Origin of the sequence: Methylobacterium sp. E-066 (assembly GCF_022829635.1) — a bacterium.
Classification (GTDB): Bacteria; Pseudomonadota; Alphaproteobacteria; order Rhizobiales; family Beijerinckiaceae; genus Methylobacterium.
Genome location: NZ_JAKSYO010000203.1, coordinates 67,549 through 85,614 on the forward strand (window position 1 = coordinate 67,549; position 18,066 = coordinate 85,614).

The following is an 18,066-nucleotide window of genomic DNA, read 5'->3' on the forward strand; positions in this document are numbered from 1 at the left end:
AAAACCGAAGCTTGCCGACAAGTCGCTGTTCGCCGCCATCGCTCCGAGCTGCTGGCCATCATCGGCAACGGAACGCTGGTTATCGACCACGCGCCCTTCGACGTCAGCTTCCTCAACGCCGAGTATGCGCGCCTACATGAGCCGCGGCCACCGGCAATCAAGCTGGATGACGTGGTCGACACGCCCCTCCTCGCCCGGCGCAAGCACGCGGGTAAAGCTAACAACCTCGACGCTCTCTGCAACCGCTACGGGATCGATCGCAGCCGGCGCACCAAGCATGGGGCGCTCCTCGACGCCCAGATCCTGGCGGAGGTCTACGTCGAGCTTCTCGGCGGCAAGCAGATCAGTTTCGACCTGGCGCCCGTCATCGCTACCCCGGCTCAGTCCGCGGCGGATGCTGCCCGGCCGGTAGCGCCGCGCATGTTCAAAACCCGCCTCACCGATGCCGAGCGGGAACGCCACGCGGCGTTAATCGACACGCTTGAAGACACCAGTCTGGGCGGACTACATCAGCGAGACGGATAGATGATAGCCGACGCTCAGTTCCGCACCGCGATCTTGCCCACTCTCCCAACCGGGCGAGCTGGTACAGGTCGAGCTGCGCCAGGCCGCGCCGACCCGGATCGGCCTGAACGAACTGGCCGACGAGGCCGGGTAGTCCGGGGACTTGGCGAGCAAGGCCGCCTGGCCCTGGTCGTACTCGCCACCCGATTCGAGCCCGAACAGCTAGCCACCATGACAGAGAGCCAGCTCAATGATGTGCGCAGGCAGCTGCCCACCTCCTGCGAACCGACGATCATTCAGCCCTGCATTTTGCTGACTACATGTTTCACTAGGAACAGTCCGATAGCTGCCGACGTTAATCCAAACATGATCACATATAAGTGGTCTACATGAATGCCGGCATATGGATAATACGCTGATCTTACCCATTCTGCGCATTGTAATGCCGGGTTAAACTTCATCCAGTAGTAAATCTGCTCTGGGAGGTAGCTCGGCAGAAACATTACGCCACTAGAAATATACATGAGGATGCTAAAAAGTGCATATCCGATCATCCACCCCGGGAAAAAACCGACGATGGCGACGTTGATCGTGCCGATCCCTATTCCGAGAATAATAGCCGCCACATAGCCGCAGACAGCTGTGATGGGGTCTGCTGGGATTGGGTTAGTCCCGATCGCGACCAAGATCGACGAGACGACTAACAATGCTAGAAATCCAGTTACAATCTCAACTAGAATACGCGAGAATAGGAGGTCGAATATCTTAACTTGTGGATAGTAGGTTAATGGCCGGTTTATCATAACCGATTTCATGACCTCGCGGGAAATATACTGAAATACCAGTACTGGTACCGCACCTGTGGCAAAAAATAGTGGCCTGCTATCTCCGAGCGGCGCCGCCAACTTCTGGAACGTATAGATTCCAATGAGCATAAAGACATGGACGCAGGGCCAGAGAACGATTACTCCATAGCCCCAAAGCGAAGCTCCGAAGCGCGTGCGTACGTCGCGCAGGATCAGCGCGTACAACACGTGCAGGTAGGACTCGGCCGGGCTCTTTTGCGTCTGAGCCGTCGGGAGAACGGACATCGGGTTAGCCTCTGCGTTTCTCCGCCTGCTTCAACGAGAAACTGGGCTAAAGTGCGTTGATCGGATGCGCGGGATCGGGCGGCCTTACGCCATCAGGGCGTAATAGTCGCGTATCAGGTCGTCGTATTCGGCCCCATGGATCGGCACTGAGTGCTGCCCGCTAGGCGAGATGTCGATCGCCAGCAGCTGATCGTTGAAGGCGGCCGGATTGTTCGCCAAGGCGTAGGGCAGCACGTGCCCGTTCGGGTAGGTGCGCAGCCGGTCGCCTTGGGCACCGAGATCGAAGGCCACGACCTGTAGGCCGGTTCGCAACGCTAGGGTCAGGGCGTTGGAATAGGTCTCGGGCCAGATCGCCGGCAGTAGGACCATGTCGGCGGATACCATCGGCAGGCGGTCGAAGATCTCCTCGTCCTCCCAGTGCTGGCCGGTATCGGCGATCTGTAGAGCTGCCCGCGCGACCCGATCGAGTGTCGGATCGTCGGTGGAGTAGCGGCCGGTCTCGGTGACCCCTGCCCGCTCCAGGCCGCCCGTAAGCATCGGATCGGAAAAACCCACGATCGCGAATCGTAGGGCCAGATCGCGGTTGTGAGCGTCTGCGGCCAGTGCCTGAAGCAGAAGGCCGCCTTCAGGCATGCTGATGCCACCCAATACCGCGACCCGGCGGACGCGGTCCGGGCGCGGTAGGACCCTCGCGCGCACGCTCCGGTCGGTCTCGACGTGCGGCCGCACCGTGATCGCCAGCTCCGGATACACCGCGCCGATCCGCCCCGCCGTGTCACGCGACGGCGCGAACACCCGCGCCGCCCCGGCCAGGAACCGCCCGAACACGGCCCGCCGCTCCTCCGGATCCGGTTCCTCGTAGCCGTCCGCGTCCGAGGCCAGGCAGTCCCGGCACACCGGCACCGGCGCCAGACCGCAATAGCGCCCGTCCGGCATCACCAGGTGGTTGCGATGGCACACCGGCGAGAAGTCGTGCAGCGTCCAGGCATACGGCCGCCCCGACCCGGCGACCAGATCCATCAGCGCGCGGGCCGCAGTCCAGCGCAGGCCCGCCAGCGAGTGCACGTGGATCAGACGCGGCGCCAGCTGCTCGACGAAGGCGGCGACCGCCTCGGCGTCGCGCGGCAGGTACAGGCTGTCCAGGCTCGGCAGGTACACGAACTCCCGGCTGCGATACGAGACGTTGACCTGGATGTTCCGGGCCCGGTCGACCGAGAGCAGCACGACGGCCGTGCCCTCGGCTTTCAGCCGGGCGATCATGTCGTCGATGTGCCGCTGGATGCCCCCGCCCCAGCTATGGGTCACGAACAGCATCGCCCGGCTATGGAAGTGCCGGGCGAGCCGGTACAGGTCGAGCCGCGCCCGGCCGCGCCGGCCCGGATCAGCCTGGACGAACTGGCCGACGAGCGCCGGGTAGTCCGGGTGCTTGGCCAAGAGCGCCGCCTGGCCCTGGTCGTACTCGCCGCCCGGGTCGAGCCCGAACGAAATCTGCCCGGCATGGTAGACGTACACGTCCTCGGCGAGCAGGTTCGAAAACCCGGCCTTGCGGGCGCGCATGCACCAGTCGTTCTCCTCGCCGTAGCCCTTGCCGAAGGCGATTTCGTCCAGCGTACCGACCGCGTCGAGGGACTCTGCCGTCATGTACATGCAGAAGCCGACGCCGGTGGGCACCTCGACGGAGCGGCCGCGGTTGAGCGTGCTGGCGGCCTGGTCGAGCTCGGGCCGGGGGATCTCCAGCGCCATGGTGTTGTTGGCGTTGAAGCGCGGATAGCTGCAGATCGTGGCGTTGTTGGACAGCGGGGTGACGCTGCCCACGGGCGGGCGGCCTTCCGCGTCCGCCATCTCGGCATGGGCGACGAGCCGGTCGAGCCAGTCGCCGAACACCTGGGCGTCGGAGTTGAGCAGGACGACGGCGCGGCCCTGGCGCAGGGACAGGCCGCGGTTGACCGAGCGGACGAAGCCGAGGTTTTCCGGGTTTTCGACGAGGTGGAACAGGCCGCGGCCGGCGAGGTCTTTTAGGTCGGCGGTGAGGTCGGGATCGGGGGACCGGTCGTTGACGGCGAGCAGGGTGAAGGGTGTGGTCTGCGGGGCGGACAGGCAGGCGTGGATGGCGCGCAGGGTCTCACCGCGGCCCTTGTAGACCGGCATGATCACGACGACCCGGGCCTGGGCGAGGGTGAGGGCCCGGGGCAGGCCGTCCCAGTCGTGGGGCTCGGGCGCCTCCATGGCCGGCCAGGCGCCGAGATCCTCCGGGCGGCCCATCAGCCCGGCGGCGCGGCCGGTGCGGACGTAGTGCAGGACCGGCGATTCGGCCGGCGCGAACAGATGGCCGTAGGCCCGGCGATAGAAGCGTGTCGAGAAGGTCTTGCTCGGGTCGCGATCCTCCTCTTGGCCGTGGGACAGGAAGTGGATGGCCGGCCCGTTCTCGAAGCCGCGCGTGTCGGGGTAGCGCTTCAGGTACCAGGCCGCGTCGAAATAGGGCTCGATCAGCCGGGCCTGCTCCAGCAGATCCGCGTCCTCCGCCGCGGGCGGTGTGCCGTAGCCCGGATCGAAGGCGTCGCTCGAGAGGTCGGTGCCACGTAGCAGCGCGGCGGCGAGGTGGTGGACGAACGGGGCAATTCCCGTCGCCTCGACGTAGGGATGATGGGCGCGGTAGGCCCACCCGTTGAAATCGGGGCGCGGGTTGCGGCCCCGACGCCAGCCGGTGGCGCAATAGTCCCGGACCGCGTCCACGTCCTCCGCCAGGCCGTAGCGCCGCCGGTAGAAGGCGTGGTCGAAATGCAGCGCCGCCAGTTCGGTCTGCAGATCCAGGGATGCTGCCCGGTCCGGGGACACGTGCCCGATCTCTCCGAGCCAGCCTGTGTCCTCGCCGGGCGGACGCGCCGGGCGCAGGCCGCAGACCCGCAGCAGCGCGTCGAGCGTCGAGCGGCCCTTTCCCGGATCGCGCAGCTCTCGCCAGCCGGCTCTCGAGAAATGCACGTAGGGGGGCAAGCCCCGTGCGTCCGGATAGGTCGCTCTGTACCAGCCCTCGTCCACGGCGGGAAACTGTGGCTGGTCCTTGGCCGAGAACGGCGTGCCGCCGGAGAGTAACGTCTCGGTCACATAGCGGAAGAACGGATCGCCGATCACCGCCCGGCTGCTGGCGCGCGCCTGTACGAAGCCGGCTGGGTCGAAATCCTGGCGCGGGCTGCGCAGCGCACGCCAGCCGCCGGTCACGTAGGTCCGCAGCAGCTCCGCATCGGAGAACGCTTGGGCATCTCGCTCGTCCAGCCCCTGCCGGTAGTAGGCGGCGTCGAAATACGGCGCGAGCGTCTCGGCTTGCAGGGCGAACGCCTCCTCCTTCGGCTCGGGCCGGGCGGGGCCGCCGTGCAGGACGTAGTGCACCAGCGGGTTCTGGGTCGCGTACGCGATGCCCCGGGTCAGGCAATAGGCCAGGGTGTCGAAGTACGGCGACGGCTCGCGGCCCTCGCGCCAGCCGGAGGTCATGTAGTGGCCGGCCGGATCGACGCCGGCCACCTGCAGGTCGGGATTATGGGCGAGGTAGAACGCCCCGTCCACGAGGCGGCGGGCCAGGCGCTCGGCCTGCTTGGTGTCGGGCTTGGGCAGGGCGCCGCTTTTGGTGCGCTGCGCCGTCACCCAGTGCAGGAACGGGTTGATGCCGGCCCGGGCCAGATACGGCCGCGCGGCGAGGTAGTCGGCGGTGCAGAAATCCGGTCGCGGGTCCCGGCCCTCGCGCCAGCCAACTGTGAGATAGTCCCGCACTGGATCGACCGTGATGCCGTACCAGCTCGCGTAGAAGCCCGCGTCGACATACGGCTCCAGCGCCGCGATCTGCTGCGTTGCCGACGCGATATCGTTCGCCGGGGGAAGGCCGCCGCTGGCAGCGAGCCGGATCAGCGGATTGCGGCTCGAACGCGCTCCGCTGGAACCCGCCCAGCTGTGATACAGGCGATAGAGGTTCTTCAATGCACTCCTCTCACATCGTCGCGCGCACGGCTCGCTCCGCCATGCGAGCGTCATCGGCGGCTGTGTCGAGGCCTATAGCTCGGATGGGCATGTCTTTGCGGGGCTGCGTCGGGGGAGGATTATAGCGCCGAGCGAGCGCCTCGCAGGCCGCTCTCGCCCTATCGGAACAGGCGCGCCTGGTAAATATGAGGTTATGCCTTCGGTCCCCTGCCCTTCGTCATCCGGCTGTCAGATTAGGTCCGGCAGCCTGGTGACATCCTCGTGCACGATGCGCGCGGGGTTGCCAGCAGCCACGCATTAGGGGCTACGATTCCGGTGACGACCGCTTGCGCCCCGATGATAGCGTTATCGCAGATTGGTCGATCTCTCGAGGGGCGTCGCGTGGTTGGCGATCCAGACGTGGTTGCCAACGCGGACGAGTTTCGCCGGATTCAGCTGCATGCCGCCGCTCTAGCAGATGATCGAGTGGAAATTGCTCGTCGTCATCCAAACGCCGAACGCGATCGAGCAATCCGTCCCTATCTCGATCGCCTTCGCCTCGACCGGGTTGAAATGGACGAGCCCGGTGAAGCCAGTCCTGTCACCGACGCGAGGCATTGAGCCCAGGCCGATATTGAGATTGGCTACTCCTGAACGAACATCGCCTCCGATATCGAATTTGCGATTCGAATCTATCGCGATATGCATAACTTTTTCAGAAGCATATCTGTAGCCAGTTCGATGTAATTATTGACGTCATAAATGTGGATTTTTCTAACTGGCCGTGCTGATCACGCGGGTCGATGTCGATTAAATTATTCCCGCCTTTGTCGGAAACGTTTGACGGATTGAGCGAGTCTGCGATCTCAACTCCGATATACTGTTGACGCAATGGGCGGCAATAATTGAACGAGCCTTGCCGTGATCGAAATGAGATCGGTACGACTGAGTCCCAAACGCAGTTTTGAAACTGGATGGCAATGCCCACATTGCAGTTGGGCTGCTCTGCTTATGCTCGCTGGGTCCAGAAAAATTATCTTCGATTTCGGCTAGCTAGGCCATGCGTGCCTAACAACTGAGCCGTCCTCAAAATCTTAAAGGGCCTCCGCGGCCCGAGGGCTCCCTGTTGACGCTTTCAAAGTCCTATGACCTATGACCGCGCACGAGCCAATGTTTGGAGTGAGGTTGCCCGATGCCTGAGGACAATACCCTGACGAAGGCGCTGGTCGACGTGCGAGCGCGGAGGGCTGCACTCCAGAGCGACCACGATCGGATCTCAGCGGAACTCACCAAGCTGCGCGCAGCAGAAGCTGCGCTGACGGCGATCGTGGAGGGCGTACCGCTCAAGGACACGGCCATCCTTCGGTCATCTGATAATGTCCGCCCGTCGGCCGAGGATCAGGGCATGTCGGGTCGGAGTGGACGCCGCGGAGCTCGTGGCCCACGATCGAACTCGGCAAAGGGACGTTTGAAGTCACTCCTCAATAGCGCAGGGCCGCAAGGATTGACGCATGCCGAGATCGCTGAGCGGTTGCCTGACGTCGCCCCGAACACCCTGAACACCTACCTAAGCATGATGGTGACGGGTGGCGAGGCGATTCGAAAGGGCGACTTCTTCACCGCCGCCGACGGTAGCCAGGACGAGACGGATGACGCCCCCGACGATGTCGAGCGGGATGAAGAAGCGTCCAGCGCCGACGGCGAGCATAGCGACGCTGCCGCGGCTGAGTGAGCGGCTCTTCCTAGTTCGAGGCGCCATGACTGGGTATACAGAGGTTCGAGGCCTCCGCCTCGAGTCTTCCAGTTTGTCGCAAGTCCCGTCGCCGATCGTGGCTACGTCCCGCGATCGCGGCATCGGCCAGCTATTATCATATCACGGCCCCTCAGGTGCAGCGTCACCACGGGAAGTAAGCCATACGGTCGACTCTCTCGCTCTGCTTCCTTGTGCTCCTACCCAGTCAAGCAGGGGCTTTTTGCCGGTGTACATGTGGCAAGAGGACGATGAAGTCGATCTGTCAGCCGACTGACCTGGTCGAGCTTATGTGCCAAGATCTGTGAGACGACACATCTGTTCCAAGATCGTCGGGAAGCCGATCGCTGGCGGACGGCGGGTGGTCAGCCCGATTGGGCCGTTCGATCCAGCTCGCGCAGGTTTGGTTAAAGAGGAAATTAATTTGAGCACCAACCTGCGCGGTGGTCGATCCGGTACTGTCGGTACCCAGGGGGTAACGGCGCGGTTTCGACCTCGTCTACCGGCTTCAGCGACACTGCAGGTGGCGGGGCATCGAATTAGACGTAAAGATCAAACTTGCCTACAGAAGCCCCGCCGGCGACGCATCCCCTCGGTGCATCATTCGGGCTTGTTAGATCGATGACATCTGCCGAAGAATCGGCATCATCGACGGGCTCGGCGAAGTGGCCGGAATGGGTTAAGATGGTGGCAGTCGGATCCGTCCTCACCCAGGGTAGGCGCCCGATAACATCCTTTAGCTTTTGGCGTATTCGGCTCATCGTCGCAGCGGGTGTTTCACCCGCCGTCCTCGCTATGACATTCGCGAGGTGGCGTCGACAAACGATCCATGATCGGTATGGGGTGCACAGTATCACGTACCCTACCCGCCGATGCGGTGATCTGGCCTAGACCAGACAAGCCGGTAGGCATTTCATATCGCGAATTAACAGATGAGGTCTCTTGAATCGGTTAAAGAAAAATGGACGGATACTGATGCTATAGTTTTCACTGAGTGATCGCGTCAGTCGAATCGAAGTTTTTCCGGGTGTGTTATACAAGGGATAGAGATAATGCTTGAGGAAGCGAAGGGCAGTATCAATCCAAGCGCGTCAAAGGGATCGATTTTCGTTGCTGGCCACAAAGGGATGGTGGGGTCGGCCATCGTGCGCCGGCTACAGGAGCTCGGTCACCAGCGTATCCTAACCGCCGATCGAGATACGCTTGACCTGCTAGACCAAGGCGCTGTCCGTGCCTTCTTCGCCGCGAACCGGATTCATCAAGTATATCTCGCAGCCGCGAAGGTCGGCGGCATTCACGCCAACAACGCCTACCCAGCCGAGTTCATCCACGAGAACCTGCTGATCCAGTCGAACCTCATTCACGCCGCACACACGAGCGACGTCGACCGTCTGCTGTTCCTGGGCTCGTCGTGCATCTACCCGAAGCACGCCGAACAGCCGATGCGCGAGGACGCGCTGCTGACCGGGCTGCTGGAGCCGACCAACGAGCCCTACGCGATCGCCAAGATCGCCGGGATCAAGATGTGCGAGAGCTACAACCGCCAGTACGGGCGGCGCTACCGCAGCGTGATGCCGACCAACCTGTACGGGACGAACGACAATTTCCATCCCGAGAACGCCCACGTCCTGCCGGCGCTGATGCGGCGCCTGCACGAGGCCAAGCAGGCGGGAAGCCCATCCGTCACGGTCTGGGGCACCGGCCGGGCGATGCGCGAGTTCCTACATGTCGACGACATGGCGCGCGCCAGCGTGTTCGTGATGGAGCTGGACGACACGGTTTACGCCGCCAACACCCGGCCGGACCTGTCGCACATCAACGTCGGCACCGGCGCGGATTGCACGATCCGCGAGCTGGCGGAGGTGCTGGCCCGGGTGATCGGCTACGAGGGCCGGCTGGAGTTCGACGCGACCAAGCCCGACGGCACGCCGCGCAAGCTGATGGACGTGTCGCGGCTTCATGCCATGGGCTGGCGGGCGCAAATAAGCCTGGAGGACGGTCTGCAGGACACTTACCGCTGGTTCTTAGAAAATATCCCCACGCTCCGGAGTTGAAGGTCTCCAAGCTATGGTGGGCGACGAAGACAGCCTTGACGTAAGCGCTATCGCGGTCGTAGCAGCCGGGCAGCAACGAGATGGGATAATTTCATGACGGGCAAGCGTGCGCTGATCACGGGGGTGACGGGCCAGGACGGCGCGTACCTGGCACAGCTGCTGCTGCAGAAGGGCTACACGGTCACCGGCATCGTCCGCCGCTCCAGCCATGCCGGCGTCTTCGACCACCGGCTGAAGTGGCTCGGCATCCTCGGCGATGTCGAACTCGTGGACGGCAACTTGTTGGATCAGTCGGCGCTCCTGCGGATCGTCCAGACCGCCAAGCCCGACGAGATCTACAACCTCGCCGCCCAGTCCTTCGTCACATCCTCCTGGCAGCAACCGCTGCTCACCGGCCAGGTGACCGGTCTCGGCGCGGTCCATATGCTCGAATGCCTGCGCTCGGTCGCCCCCCAGGCCCGGTACTACCAGGCCTCGACCTCGGAGATGTTCGGGCTGATCCAGGAGGCGCAGCAGAGCGAGACGACGCCGTTCTACCCGCGCTCGCCCTACGGTGTGGCCAAGCTCTACGCGCACTGGATGACCATCAACTACCGGGAAAGCTTCGGGCTGCACGCCTCGAACGGCATCCTGTTCAACCACGAGAGCCCGCTGCGGGGCGTCGAGTTCGTCACCCGCAAGGTCACGGACGCAGTGGCGCGGATCAAGCTCGGCAAGCAGAAGGAGCTGCGGCTTGGCAACATCGATGCCAAGCGCGACTGGGGCCATGCCCGGGACTACGTCAAGGCGATGTGGCTGATGCTTCAGCAGGACAAGCCTGACGACTACGTCATCGCCACCGGCCGCACGACCACGGTGCGGGACATGTGCGTGATAGCCTTCAAACATGTCGGGCTGAACATCGACGACCACCTGATTATTGATCCGGCGTTTTTCCGGCCGGCGGAGGTAGAGGTGCTTCTGGGCAACCCGGCTAAGGCGAAGGCGGCCTTCGGATGGGAGGCGCAGACCAGCTTGGAGGCGCTGATCACCGAGATGGTCGACGCCGATATCTGCCGCCACACCGCCAACGCTTGAGCCGACAAGTCAACACATGAGGCGCATCCTCGTCACTGGCGCCTCGGGGTTCGTAGGTGGCCACGTTCTCCAAGGTGTTCGCGACGCCTTCGCCTCGGCCGAGATCCTAGGCGTCGGACGTCGCGCCTTCCTCAAAGTGCCGAACGGAGTTTCCTACGAGCGGCTCGACCTCATTGATTCAATCGCGGTCGCGAGGCGGATCGGCACCTTCCGGCCCACCGACGTGCTTCACCTTGCGGCCGAATCGTCGATTGTTCGCGCTGACACGTCAAAGTTTGACATGTGGCGTCTCAACTTCGGCGCGGTGTACAATCTGATCGACGCGCTCGAGCGGGTTGGAGAGCCCTGCATCTTCGCTTTCGTCAGCTCGGGTGAGGTATACGGACGTGCGTTTATCGGCGGGTGCCCCGCAACCGAGCAGACAGCACCGCAGCCGATGAACGCCTATGCTCAATCCAAATGGCTGGGCGAGCAGCTGTTGCTCAAATCGACCGAAGGGACTTGCCTAAAGCCTATCGTGCTGCGTCCCTTCAATCACATCGGTCCGCGACAAGATCTGGCTTTTGCAATCGCCTCCTTCGCGCATCAGATCGCGCTAGTTGAAGTTGGGCAACGACCACCTTTCGTGGAAGTGGGCAACCTATCCGCGCAGCGTGATTTCCTCGACGTTTCGGATGTCGTGGGTGCCTACATCAAAATTCTTCAATGTGCGGAGACATTTGATGGCCCTCAGACTTTCAACATATGCTCTGGTAAGCCGCGAAGCATCGAGAGCATGCTGACCGGCCTACGGCGGTTGACCCAAGTTGCCGTAGAAGTCCGTCGCGATCCCACAAGAGCGCGGCAATCCGAGGTACCGCTAGCGTTCGGCGACGCCCGTCTCCTACGGCAGGCCACAGGCTGGGTGCCGAAGGTCGACGTAACTGTGTCTCTGTCGCGTATCTTGGACGATGCACGGACACGGGTGACAGACGCTGAATCGTGAGACAGGCTGCGGAGAGATAAGTGCGCGACTGGATCAACCAAGTTCTACCCGTGATCCTGTGCGGCGGGACGGGGACGCGGCTGTGGCCGGCCTCGCGGGAGAGCATGCCCAAGCAGTTCGCCCGGCTGGTGGACGCGGAACGCTCGACGTTCCAGGCGACCCTCGCACGGGTGTCGGACGCAGCCGTGTTCGCGAAGGCGACGGTGATCGCCTCGGCCGAGGCCCGGTTCATCGTTGCCGAGCAGCGCGACCAGCTCGGACTGGCCGCCGACATCCTGCTTGAGCCGCAGGGACGCGACTCCGCCGCGGCGGTGGCGGTGGCAACGCTGCACGCGGCGGCCACCGACCCGCATGCGGTTGTACTGATCATGGCCGCCGACCACGTCGTGCCCGACACGGCAGCTTTTGTGGACGCGGTGGTTCGCGCGGCCGCCGGCGCGAAGGCGGGCTACACTATGACGCTGGGCATCGAGCCGGACCGCCCCGCCACCGACTACGGTTACATCCGCCGCGGCGAGCCGATCGCGGAAGCGCCCGGCTCCGCTCGCGTCGCCCGCTTCGTCGAGAAGCCCGACCGGAAAGGCGCCGAGGCGCTGATCGCGGACGGGGCACTGTGGAACTCCGGCTACTTCCTCTTCCGCGCCGACCTGATGCTGGCCGAACTGGAGGCGTTCGTGCCGGACGTGCTCGCGGCCGCGCGTGCAGCGCTGGAGGCCGCGGTGACCGACCTCGACTTCGTGCGCCTCGATGGGGCGGCCTTCTCCCAAGCCCCCAAGATCTCAATCGATTACGCAGTGATGGAGCGGACGGCCCAGGCCGGCGTGCTGCCGGTGTCGTTCCCGTGGTCGGATGTCGGGACCTGGGATGCGGTCTGGCAGGTTCTGGACCAGGATGAGGCGGGCAACGCGGTGCGGGGCCGGGTGTCGCTGATCGAGACGAAGAATAGCCTGGTCCACAGTCAGGGCGACGGCGTGACCGCCGTGGTGGGCCTGGAGGACGTGGTGGTGGTGTCCACGCCCGACGCGGTGCTGGTGGCCTCGAAGGCGCGCTCGGGGCAGGTGAAGGAGTTGGTGGCCGCGCTGCGAGCGAAAGGTGAGCCGGAGGCGGATGCGCATCTGCGGATGTACCGGCCGTGGGGCTGGTACCAGCGGATCGACATCGGCGAGCGGTTCCAGGTAAAGCGGATCCAGGTTGTGCCGAGCGGCCGCCTGTCGTTGCAGAAGCACTACCACCGGGCGGAGCACTGGGTGGTGGTGCGCGGCACCGCCGAGGTCACCATCGACGAGCGGGTGGTTCTGGTCCATGAGAACGAGGCGGTCTATCTGCCGATCGGCTCGATGCACCGGCTGAGCAACCCCGGCAAGATCCCGCTCGAGCTGATCGAGGTGCAGGTCGGCTCCTACACCGGCGAAGACGACATCATCCGCATCGAGGATATCTACGGACGGTAAAGGGTCGCTTATCGCGCCAGCTCGTGTCGATTCTGGCTTTATCCCGTTAACGCGCGAATAGCTGCGCCGGCTTCGAAAGGACTTATTCCGATGTCTGGAATGTACAAAAAAATCGACAGATGCAGGGTAAGTAAGTCGTCAAACCTGATCCCTGTTCTGCATCTTGGATTACAAGAACTTACAGGGGTCTTTCCGAAGCCCGGTGAGGCGGTAACCACCGGACCGCTTGATCTAGTCTGGTGTCCGGATAGCGGCCTGCTACAACTCGCGCACACCTATGATTCCGGCGAGATGTACGGCGATAATTATGGATATCGATCCGGTCTCAATGCCTCGATGGTACGCCATCTTTCAGAAAAAATTGCTTATCTGGAGCGTCTTGTCGGACTGGCGCCTGGTGATACAGTGCTCGACATTGGTTCCAATGACGCGACGTCGCTAAAATCATACAACGTCGAAGGCTTGACGCGTATCGGAATCGATCCGACTGGCAACAAATTTCGGCAGTATTATCCAAGTGAAATTCAGCTCGTGTCGGATTTTTTCTCAGCTGATAATTACCGAAGTGTGCATGATCATTCCGCACGGATCGTCACATCGATCGCCATGTTTTATGACCTTGATGATCCAATATTGTTTGCACGCGATATCGCATCGATCTTGGCGCCCGATGGCGTTTGGCATTTTGAGCAAAGCTACATGCCCGCGATGCTTCGTACCATTTCTTATGACACAATCTGTCACGAGCACCTAGAGTACTATTCGCTTGGGGTTGTGAAGCGCATCGTCGAGGCTGCCGGACTAAGGCTCGTTGATGTGCAGATGAACAGCATAAACGGTGGCAGCTTCGCCGTTACCGCCGCGCTGGCCGGGTCGAGCATCCGTGCCAACGACGCAGTCATCGGCTGGCTGTTGGGTCAAGAAGATCGAATGGGATTGCACACTGTGCGCCCCTTTCGTGAGTTCGAGGACCGGGTATTTCGTCATCGGCAGGATTTGACCCGCCTGCTGAAGGAGTTGGCAGCCGACGGGAAAAGGGTGCTCGGATACGGCGCGTCCACCAAGGGCAATGTCACATTGCAATTCTGCGGCATCACTGAAGCCGAGGTGCCAGCTATCGCTGAAGTTAACCCGGAGAAATACGGTCGAGTAACGCCCGGAACTCGTATTCCAATCATTTCCGAAGCCGAGGCGCGTGCATCAAATCCTGACTATTTCTTGGTGCTGCCGTGGCACTTCAAAGATGGAATCCTTCAGCGCGAGAGTGAATTCAGGCTGCGTGGCGGCCGCTTCATCTTCCCATTTCCTGAAATTGAGATTATTTAGCTCCCATGTACGACGGTGCGATGATTGGATTTTGAGGTCTCTAGCTTTGATTTGGCCAGCAATATGACGTTAAATAGATTTGTTATACCTTATACTCGAATTGCCATTGTGCGGTGGGGCCATTTTAAGGGTCTGACTAACTTTCGGTGCAGGCGGGTTGATGGATCTCGGCTTCGGCCTTCGGAGATCCTTTTATGCCTCGCAGCCTGCATCCGAGCTCCGTTGTCCCGGGCGGGCTCGTCGTCGATCATGTCGAGGCTGGGGCTGGCCTGACCATCACCACCCGGCCGATTGCCGCCTCGGCTCGATGTCCGGGCTGTGATCAGCCCTCCTCTCGCGTCCGCAGTCGGTACACGCGCACTCTATCGGATCTGTCGATCGCCGGGCGGCGTGTCGTCATTGATGTCCGCGTCCGCCGCTTCCGTTGCGCTGGAGCGGACTGCCGGACCAAGATCTTCGCAGAACGTCTCGGATCGGACCTCGCCGCTCCCTACGGGCGGCGTACGGGTCGGTTGGATTGCATCGTGCACCATCTGGCCTCGCGCTGGGTGGCAGACCGGCCGCGCGCTTCACCCGTCGGCTCATGGTACCGGCGAGCCGTGATACGGTGCTGCGGACCGTGCGTCGCCGCGCGGCACAGCCGACGGAGTGTCCGCGCGTGATCGGCAACGACGACTAGGCCTTCCGCCGGGGACAGCGCTACGGCACGCTGGTCTGCGACCTTGAGCGGCGGGGTGTCATCGCGCTCCTGCCGGACCGCGAGAGCGGCACGGTGGAGGCGTGGCTGTTTACTCAGCCCGAGATCACCCTCGTCGCCCGTGACCGCGGTGGTTGCTACAGCGAGGCGACGACGAGGGCGCTCCCCCGCGCCATCCAGGTCGCCGACCGCTGGCATCTCATGGAGAATGCCAGCGCCGCCTTCCTCGATGCGGTGCGCAAGTCGATAACCGCTATCCGCACCGCGGTGGGAGCCGCGACGGTCGATCCTGAACGGCTGACCTGCGCCGAGCGTCTCCAATACGACGGCTATCTGCGGAGGCAAGCGACCAACGCGGCGATCCTGGCTCTGTCGCGACAGGGCATGCCGATCAAGAGAATCGCCCGGACCACCGGGTACAGCCGCAAGCTCGTGCGCAACGTGCTGGCGCGGTCTGACCGGCGACGTCTTCCGCACGCGCCAGAGCGGGCTGGACGCCTATCTGCCTCAGCTCGATGCGGCGTGGGCGGCCGGCTGCCATAACGGAGCCGAGCACTGGCGGCGGCTTCGCGAGAGCGGGTTCACCGGCAGCCTGCGGGTAGTTGGGGAATGGGCGACGCGCCGCCGGCGCAGCGAGCGTGCGCCGGAAGGATCGCTGGGCAAGGTGCCGTCAGCACGCATCCTCTCCCGACTGATGACGACGAGGCGGGACAGCCTGACGAAGGCGGACGCCGTCATCGTGGCGACGATCGAGACGGGGGTGCCGACTCTCGACGAGGCAAGGTCCCTGCTGTCGCGCTTCCAAACCATGATCCGCGAACGGCGCCGACCCGATCTCGACGTATGGATCGAGGCTGCAGCACGCAGCCTCCTCGCATCCTTTGCCAGCGGCCTGCTGAAGGACAAGGCTGCTGTCGCTGCGGCCCTCACTCAATCATGGTCGAACGGCCAGACGGAGGGGCAGATCACCCGCCTGAAGCTTGTGAAGCGGCAGATGTTCGGCCGGGCCAAACTCGACCTGCTTGAAGCTCGGCTGATCGGCACACAATAAGCCAACCTGCATCGAGATTGCGCCAGACCCAAAGTTGCACGCCGAAACACAGTAGAGAGGAAACCGCTGGCCGCGCAGCAGGACGGTTGCCCCGTCGAGGGCGACGTCCTGGTTCGTGAACGGCACCCACCCAAGGGCTCGCTTCGTTCTATGGCTTGCCCGCCAGCGGAGCTTTAGTCTTCGCGCCGCACGGCGCTGAGCTACGAACTCCTCGACTATCTTCTGCACGACCTGGGACGGCGGGCCAATGATCTTTCCAGACCCCTTAGTCAGACTAAAGAGCTGGGCTTTAGTGATCCATGCTGGCCCGCGTTGAGCTGAGCGGGCACTAATCTCGTTCGCATAGTTCCAGACCGTGTTTAGCGCCCTGGCAAGTGCGGTGAGTCGCTTTCTGCTCGAAGCGCCCTTAACACGGTAAGAGTATGTCTTGATGACGAGTGCACTCATAGGCTCGTCGCATGAGGCCGAGTATTTCTAATCAAAGTCGACCTAACTCTGACCCGCCCACGAGCGCGCCTAGTCCTCTGCTTAATCGTAGATGAACTAGCGCGCGTTCCACCAAAGGCAACCCCATGCAGCTCTATTGCAAGCCGGCCGGCGACGGCCTGACCGTGCTCGCCGTCCACGCGGACGGCGACACCAGCCCGCTCGCGGCCTACTCGGGCGCCACGATCGTGCTGCCCTACGCCGGCACCGAGCGCCCGGCCGACTTGCTCGGCAAGGCGCCCCCGGCGATCGACCTCTCGGCGTACGCGGCAGCCAAGCGCTTCGCGGTGGAGACCGGCGGCGTCACCGTCGCGGGTGCGGCGATCGCCACAGACCGCGACAGCCAGGCGATGATCGGCAACGCCTACGCCTACGTCTATTGCCAGGCTAGCGGTGCGGCCTCGGTCTCGTACAAGTCGAAGGCCGGCTTCGTGACGCTCACCGCCGATCAGATCAAGGCGGTGGCGCTCGCGGTCAGCGCCCACGTCCAGGCCTGCTTCCAGGCCGAGGACGCTGTCGACGCCGCGCTCGCCGCCACCCCGCCGACCATCACCACGCTCGCCCAGGTCGACGCGGCTTTCGCCAGCCTCGCCGCCTGACCGAGCCGCCCCTCGCCTAAGTCGTCCCTCGCGCCGCCTCCGGGCGGCTTTTGTCTGCCCGGAGCTTACCCGCCGATGACCGCACCGACGCCCCCCGTGCCGGTCACGCTGGACCTCGGGTTCGCCCCCGACGACGGCACCGGCGCCGGGGTGCGCCTGATCTTCGAGGGGCTGCTCTCGGCGCTCAATGCCCGCGATACCTACGCGGCCGCTCTGGGCCAGCAGATCGCGGACCTGTAGACCCAGATCGCCGGGATCGCCACGCTCACCCCGGCTCGCAAAGTGTCCGCTGGCACCGGCCTAACCGGCGGCGGCGACCTAACCCAGGATCGGACGGTGGCGATCGCCAATGGCGTCAGCAACGACCTGCTAGCCAAGGTGCCGACGCTGACGCTGAAGGCGAACCTGCTCGGCTCAACCGCCAACGCGCAGGACGCCAGCCTGCCGGCGCTTCTCGACGCCGGGTTCGGCGGGACGCAAGGCGGGCTGGTCTATCGCTGCGCGACCGGCTGGGCGGCTCTACCGCTCGGCGCCAACGGCACCGTGCTCCAGTCGAACGGGCAGAACGTGGTGTTCGGCCCGGCCGCCGCCGGCGCGCTGCTCGCGGCAAACAACCTGTCGGATGTGGCGAGCGCAGCGATAGCGCGAACCAACCTGGGTTTGGCGGTGCTGCCGCTCGGCCAGTGCCGGCTCGCATATTCTAGCGCGACCGCCCTGCTGCTGAAGCCCTATTAGGGCAATCAGATTTTCGTCGCCGGCGCCTACCGCACGATCCCGGCGGCGGGCGTGTCACTAGCCAACTCCGGCTTGTCTGCAGCCACGCTGTACTATGTCTACGCCTACATGAACGGGTCGACCCTGGCCCTGGAGGCCGTAACCACCGCTCACGCGACCGACGCCACCTACGGACACGAGATCAAGACGGGCGACGGGACACGCACCCTCGTCGGCATGGTCTACACGGGTCCTGGAACACCCGGCACGTTCCTTGATACCGCGGCGAACCGTTGGGTCGCGAGCTGGTTTAACCGACGAGAGCGCGACCTGTAC

The 18,066-nt window shown here is 63.5% G+C and carries 13 protein-coding genes and 2 pseudogenes; 13 read left to right on the top strand and 2 right to left on the bottom strand.

What is annotated here, in order from left to right:
* Positions 1-10 precede the first annotated feature (10 nt).
* A pseudogene (locus MKL20_RS30115) lies at positions 11-529 on the top strand (exonuclease domain-containing protein); the annotation flags it as partial.
* Between the two features lie 271 nt (positions 530-800).
* Here MKL20_RS30115 and MKL20_RS30120 read toward each other — a convergent pair.
* Both MKL20_RS30120 and MKL20_RS30125 read right to left on the bottom strand, forming a co-directional pair.
* Positions 801-1,595 (bottom strand): ABC transporter permease, encoded by a 795-nt coding sequence (locus tag MKL20_RS30120; protein WP_244039767.1) that lies wholly within the window; start codon positions 1,593-1,595, stop codon positions 801-803.
* Positions 1,596-1,679: 84 nt separating this feature from the next.
* The gene (locus tag MKL20_RS30125) at positions 1,680-5,561 is read right to left on the bottom strand and encodes a glycosyltransferase (protein WP_244039768.1); all 3,882 of its coding nucleotides are present in this window, start codon (positions 5,559-5,561) and stop codon (positions 1,680-1,682) included.
* A gap of 399 nt (positions 5,562-5,960) precedes the next feature.
* Here MKL20_RS30125 and MKL20_RS30130 point away from each other — a divergent pair, with 399 nt between their 5' ends.
* The 12 genes and pseudogenes from MKL20_RS30130 to MKL20_RS30185 all read left to right on the top strand — a co-directional run.
* Positions 5,961-6,161, top strand: a complete 201-nt coding sequence (locus MKL20_RS30130; RefSeq protein ID WP_244039769.1) for a hypothetical protein — start codon at positions 5,961-5,963, stop codon at positions 6,159-6,161.
* Positions 6,162-6,732: 571 nt separating this feature from the next.
* A complete protein-coding gene (locus tag MKL20_RS30135) occupies positions 6,733-7,272 on the top strand; it encodes a hypothetical protein (RefSeq protein ID WP_244039770.1) in 540 nt (179 codons plus the stop codon).
* A 1,070-nt stretch (positions 7,273-8,342) separates the two neighbouring features.
* Complete coding sequence (locus tag MKL20_RS30140) at positions 8,343-9,344, top strand: GDP-L-fucose synthase family protein (RefSeq protein WP_244039771.1); 1,002 nt, start codon at positions 8,343-8,345, stop codon at positions 9,342-9,344.
* 93 nt (positions 9,345-9,437) lie between these two features.
* On the top strand, positions 9,438-10,421 hold the full coding sequence (gene gmd / locus MKL20_RS30145) for a GDP-mannose 4,6-dehydratase (RefSeq protein ID WP_244039772.1): 984 nt from the start codon (positions 9,438-9,440) through the stop codon (positions 10,419-10,421).
* A gap of 16 nt (positions 10,422-10,437) precedes the next feature.
* Complete coding sequence (locus MKL20_RS30150) at positions 10,438-11,406, top strand: NAD-dependent epimerase/dehydratase family protein (protein WP_244039773.1); 969 nt, start codon at positions 10,438-10,440, stop codon at positions 11,404-11,406.
* Between the two features lie 20 nt (positions 11,407-11,426).
* Positions 11,427-12,857, top strand: a complete 1,431-nt coding sequence (locus MKL20_RS30155; RefSeq protein WP_313902758.1) for a mannose-1-phosphate guanylyltransferase/mannose-6-phosphate isomerase — start codon at positions 11,427-11,429, stop codon at positions 12,855-12,857.
* Positions 12,858-12,947: 90 nt separating this feature from the next.
* A complete protein-coding gene (locus MKL20_RS30160) occupies positions 12,948-14,183 on the top strand; it encodes a class I SAM-dependent methyltransferase (RefSeq protein WP_244039774.1) in 1,236 nt (411 codons plus the stop codon).
* Positions 14,184-14,377: 194 nt separating this feature from the next.
* Positions 14,378-15,931, top strand: a pseudogene (locus MKL20_RS30165) (ISL3 family transposase).
* Between the two features lie 572 nt (positions 15,932-16,503).
* The gene (locus MKL20_RS30170) at positions 16,504-17,016 is read left to right on the top strand and encodes a DUF4376 domain-containing protein (RefSeq protein ID WP_244039775.1); all 513 of its coding nucleotides are present in this window, start codon (positions 16,504-16,506) and stop codon (positions 17,014-17,016) included.
* 75 nt (positions 17,017-17,091) lie between these two features.
* On the top strand, positions 17,092-17,256 hold the full coding sequence (locus tag MKL20_RS30175) for a hypothetical protein (protein ID WP_244039776.1): 165 nt from the start codon (positions 17,092-17,094) through the stop codon (positions 17,254-17,256).
* A gap of 96 nt (positions 17,257-17,352) precedes the next feature.
* The gene (locus MKL20_RS30180) at positions 17,353-17,751 is read left to right on the top strand and encodes a hypothetical protein (RefSeq protein WP_244039777.1); all 399 of its coding nucleotides are present in this window, start codon (positions 17,353-17,355) and stop codon (positions 17,749-17,751) included.
* 51 nt (positions 17,752-17,802) lie between these two features.
* Positions 17,803-18,066, top strand: a 264-nt coding sequence (locus MKL20_RS30185; RefSeq protein ID WP_244039778.1) for a hypothetical protein, incomplete at its 3' end; no start/stop codon positions are given.

What these genes read in the sequence shown, in the direction of transcription:
- MKL20_RS30120 (WP_244039767.1), bottom strand. Translation starts at nt 1,595, where the DNA reads ATGTCCGTTCTCCCGACGGCTCAGACGCAAAAGAGCCCGGCCGAGTCC.
- MKL20_RS30135 (WP_244039770.1), top strand. Translation starts at nt 6,733, where the DNA reads ATGCCTGAGGACAATACCCTGACGAAGGCGCTGGTCGACGTGCGAGCG.
- MKL20_RS30140 (WP_244039771.1), top strand. Translation starts at nt 8,343, where the DNA reads ATGCTTGAGGAAGCGAAGGGCAGTATCAATCCAAGCGCGTCAAAGGGA.
- gmd (WP_244039772.1), top strand. Translation starts at nt 9,438, where the DNA reads ATGACGGGCAAGCGTGCGCTGATCACGGGGGTGACGGGCCAGGACGGC.
- MKL20_RS30150 (WP_244039773.1), top strand. Translation starts at nt 10,438, where the DNA reads ATGAGGCGCATCCTCGTCACTGGCGCCTCGGGGTTCGTAGGTGGCCAC.
- MKL20_RS30160 (WP_244039774.1), top strand. Translation starts at nt 12,948, where the DNA reads ATGTCTGGAATGTACAAAAAAATCGACAGATGCAGGGTAAGTAAGTCG.
- MKL20_RS30170 (WP_244039775.1), top strand. Translation starts at nt 16,504, where the DNA reads ATGCAGCTCTATTGCAAGCCGGCCGGCGACGGCCTGACCGTGCTCGCC.
- MKL20_RS30175 (WP_244039776.1), top strand. Translation starts at nt 17,092, where the DNA reads ATGACCGCACCGACGCCCCCCGTGCCGGTCACGCTGGACCTCGGGTTC.